Raw genomic sequence first — 4,585 nt, forward strand, 5'->3', positions numbered from 1 at the left:
ACTAGAGGTGGAAGGGGATAAAACTTCGATAATTACACAGGGATTTAAAATTTCATCGTTGCGATTATCACTAAATAATGGTTCCCCAGCAATGATCATTAAATCTGGGTATAAACCGCGATTATACTGGGGTATCCATAGACGTAGATCGCTAGATTGAAGACGATAATTAGTTCCTCTTAAAGCTAATTTTAGCAGGACAATAAGATTAATGAGAATACTATTATGATTGATGCTTCCCCCTGTCATCTCGATAATTTCCCCGTCGTGATATTCGTGTTTAACCTCGGCAATGGTTTCTAAATTACGATATTCTTCTAAGCTGAGGGTTTTGGGAGGAGATTGAGTCAACATTTTTCCAGATTAGATATTCTTTTATTTAATCATAACACAATTAATGCTACCTATTTAATTCTAATTCCCCTTGGAGAAAATCAACAAATTGTCTGGCAGTTCTTCCCGATCGCCCATTATGTTGGGTTGCCCATTGTTTGGCACGAAATTCTAAGTCTTCTAAGCTAATTTTTAATTTAGCTAAACTGGCTAAATGACGCACTATTTCCAGATACTTTTCTTGATTAGCTGGTTCAAAAGTTAGGGTTAAACCAAAGCGATCACTAAAGGATAATTTTTCTTGTACTGTGTCCCAATTATGCACTTCATCCCCATCTTTTGGTCGGGGTCGATCGGCAAAAAATTCTCTGACTAAATGTCGGCGATTAGAAGTGGCATAAACTACGACATTTTTCGGTCTAGCGGTGATACTTCCCTCTAAAACAACCTTTAAAGCTTTAAAAGCTTCATCATCTTCTTCAAAGGATAAATCATCGACAAAGATAATAAATTTTTGCGGTAAATATCGCAGAATTTCAATAATTAATGGTAGGTCTTTTAATTGGGATTTGGCCACTTCAATTAAGCGCAATCCTTGACTATGGTATTTTTGCAATAATCCCTTGACTAGAGAGGATTTTCCCGAACCACGACTGCCATAGAGTAGCACATTTAAAGCGGGATAACCTGCTAATAAAAACTCAGTGTTTTTAATCAAGGTTTCCTTGGGCATTTCATAACCGACTATTTCTTGAATCTGCACGGGATCGGGATGAGTAATTCCTTGTAATCGACCTTCTTGCCACCTTAAAGCTTGATAACGGGCAAAAATTCCCGTACCACATTCGCGATAATAATCTGCTAAATCTTCAACTAATTCCCTCCAATCTAAACCGGAATGTAAAAAACTTTCTAATTTATTGTCCATTTCCCAAGCGGGGAAACTGAGAAATTTAATTTGTTCCAAAATTGTCGAATTGCTGAGACTATAAATGCTAGAATTATAGAGAGATTGAAGGATAGATAAATCCTGTTTCACGCCATTAATTAAAGATTCGGGTAACTCCCAAAAACTTTTTTTCTGTACCTGTTGACTAAAGGGATTGTCATCTAATAAAATTTGTTCGACTAGAAAATCATTCCAACTGATATCTTTAGATGCTAAAGCTTGAAACCATTGACCATAGGCTTTAAGAAAATCGGCAATATTATCCGTAGATAATAGGGTAATAAATGCCTTGCCAATAGCATTATCAAAAACCCCTTGATACAAAACTAACAAGCTGACTTTTTGGTAAATTTCAGAAATCATTTTTTATTCTCCACTAATAACTAACATTTCATGGCTGTTTTTTTGTGATTCCTAATTCGATTTAATAATTGCCGTCCTGTAGCTAAGGGAATGCCAATCAGTTGTTATTATATCAAGATAGGTTAATCTTTGCAAAATTAAGGTTAAAAAAGGGAAAATACCTACCGACTAATTCCCCAGATTTCTTGAGATGAGGTACAAGGTTTTCCTTTTGGGGAGTCAGGAGAAGGCTCTTCTAGGTTCTGTGTGATAAGTTAAACTTACATAGGATCGATCAATCTTTGTGTCCTTTGTGTCTTTGTGGTTCGTTCCACCCCCTCGCTAGGAGGAATGTATCTTAGAATACATTTTACCCACCAAATCCAAGAGAGCCAGGAGAAGATACCTTGTCGGGCTACACTTCCTCTTGATGAGAAACGTTATATTTGATAAAATTTAACCAATCTTGGATTTCCTGTCCTAACCAGAGACATTCATCCTCGCGGAGATTTTGACCGATAAGATAATAATTTTTAGCCGTCCGCAGACGAATCTGATAGTTGCCTTCCGTGCCGTTGCTATGGAGAAAAATACCCCATAAGTCTTGAGTTTTAAAAGCAAATTTTTTGTAGATAAAATTGAAAAGTTTATATTTAATTAAAACTTCTTGAGGGGTAAGAATTAATTGCATCTCACGCAAACAAATAAAACCAATTAGAGCTATAATAAAGGTAAGAATAGGGGAGATAAAAACAGTGACAGTAAGGACAATCGCCAAAGAGCAGAGGGTAGGCGCATCGGAAGGTAGCTTAATTTTTGGTGGTAAATTAATCTCTAAATTATCCCTATGTTTAGCGATGCGGATGGAACTGTGGGGAGGTTTTGGTAATTTCTTAGGATCGATTAAACTTGATACTTGGCGATAGTAGGGATGTTGGAGAAATTTCAGGGCTTCTCTGGCACTTTTAAACCGCTTTTCTACCGCCATATCGGTCATAGTTTCTAACCAATCGATTAAATCATCATCGATTGTCACCAGTTGGCGAAACTGAATTTTAGAGTCGCGATGGGGCAGTTCTATCGGCACAATTCCCGTCAATAAATGAATTAAAGTCATACCCAAGGCATATAAATCAGAACCCGGAACTGCTCGGCCCCAAAATTGTTCTAGGGGTGCATAACCACTCGTCCCCACCACGGTAAAAGTAACTCCCGTCACTGCACCCCTGGACTGGACTGCCCCAAAATCTACTAAATAAACGTTATTTTCCGAGTTAATAATTAAATTACTAGGTTTAATATCTCGATGTAATACTGGGGGCGATAATTCATGCAAATAGATGAGAATTTCGAGAACTTCTTGGGCAATAGTCCGAATTACCGTAGCGGTGAAACGTTGCCCCCTTTCTAAGTGATCACTTAAGGATTCTCCCGGTATATAATCTTGTACAAGTACAAACCAAGGAATCCCATCACCTTGATTTTTATCGAGGGAAAAATAATCGCGATAGCGGGGAATACGGGGATGATGGAGAGAAGCTAAGACGGCTGCCTCCCGTTCAAATAATTTTAATTCTTCCCACTCCATCTGGGGACTAAAAGCGAGGAGTTTAATAATTACCGATTCTTGAGATAATACATCGGTAGCTAACCAAGTTTGACGACCGATAGCGGTATTTCCCAGGCGTTGTTGTAGTCGGTAACGTTCCGCTAAAAAAGAATCAGAAGTAAAGGTCATAGTGGCTTTTCCCTTATTTAGACCTGTTTTTTGTCAGTAAAACTGCTGTGGAGGTACTAATTAATATTGATTTGTTTTTTTTCTGTCCAACAAAGGGCGATTCCCTTTTCTTTGTAGGAAGATTCTCCGACAAAGATAGGATATAATTCAGATTCACCACGATAGATAATTTCCTGACCATCAAATCCTAGAAAAATCGGTTGATTGGGTTGAATTGCCTGATAATCTCGTTGGAGAATCTGAGGATGTAACATGGCTTTAATTTCACCCTGTTCATCCCTAGGATAATCGATCGAGCCTAAACGTTGGTAAACTGTTAGGGATTCGCTGAAAGTATCGAGATGGGCAGCGAGATAATTTTCCTGTTCGATATAGTCTAGGATTTGATAGATAAGTGTTTCGGTTTGACGAAAAAGATAGGGACAGATGACACCATGGTTAATTGGACCGATTTCTAGGGTAAAAGCTAGGGGACAAATTCCTTTCAGAAAATGATTTTCTTCCTCGCTGACGGGATGATAAATTAAGCGCACATCAGGATTAATTTTAGTCAGATAGGTAAAGAGTTTTAATAGCCAAGGATGGGGATTAGAATAAATAATCGCCAGCATCATGTTAGATGTGGTGCTGTGAATATCGATTAATAAATCAATGGATTTTTCTCGGATTTCTTTGACTATTTTTTTGGCTCGTTTTTGTTCGTATTGCTGACAATCGGGATTCACTAAATCTTTCTGGTTAAAACAACGATTTAAATCCGTATCGATATATCTAACTCGTTGCTTTAGGGCCAAGGGGTTAGCGATGAGACTGTGGGATTGAAAACTGCTGCGAGCAATAAGATTAGGTGAGTTTTGCAGGTATTTAACCAAATAAGCGGGAGTTAGTTCATTGCCATGCACACCAGCAATTAAAGCCAGATTTTTAATAGTAGTTTTCTGCTCGATCATTTTTTATAATTTTTGACAAGTTAAGTGGGTGGGTGGAATTAAATATAAGATGAAGGTAGGTTGGGTTGAAGCATGAAACCCAACGCCCGATTATGTTACGCTACCGCTAACCCATCCTACAAATAATTGTGCCTCCCTACTTATAATTATTTATGGTTTGCGGCAAAAAGTTTGTTGGTGGGGTTAGGAGTCGGTCGTCGGTCGTCAGAAGATTATTTTTATTTATTCTTCCCACTTCCCACTTCCCACACCCCACACCCCACACCCCACACC

4 protein-coding genes are annotated in these 4,585 nt (G+C 38.2%); all 4 read right to left on the reverse strand.

Annotated features, from left to right (window positions below):
- Positions 1-354 (reverse strand): Uma2 family endonuclease (locus PN470_RS21300; protein WP_271938233.1); only part of this gene is annotated, 354 nt, incomplete at its 3' end.
- 46 nt (positions 355-400) lie between these two features.
- The gene (locus tag PN470_RS21305) at positions 401-1,645 is read right to left on the reverse strand and encodes an ATP-binding protein (protein ID WP_002740076.1); all 1,245 of its coding nucleotides are present in this window, start codon (positions 1,643-1,645) and stop codon (positions 401-403) included.
- 394 nt (positions 1,646-2,039) lie between these two features.
- Entirely contained in the window at positions 2,040-3,362 is a 1,323-nt protein-coding gene (locus tag PN470_RS21310) for a serine/threonine protein kinase (RefSeq protein WP_272105048.1), read from the reverse strand.
- Positions 3,363-3,418: 56 nt separating this feature from the next.
- A complete protein-coding gene (locus PN470_RS21315) occupies positions 3,419-4,312 on the reverse strand; it encodes an aspartoacylase (RefSeq protein ID WP_272105049.1) in 894 nt (297 codons plus the stop codon).
- Positions 4,313-4,585: the final 273 nt, after the last annotated feature.

Source organism: Microcystis sp. CS-574 (genome assembly GCF_028329095.1).
Classification (GTDB): domain Bacteria; phylum Cyanobacteriota; class Cyanobacteriia; order Cyanobacteriales; family Microcystaceae; genus Microcystis; species Microcystis ichthyoblabe_A.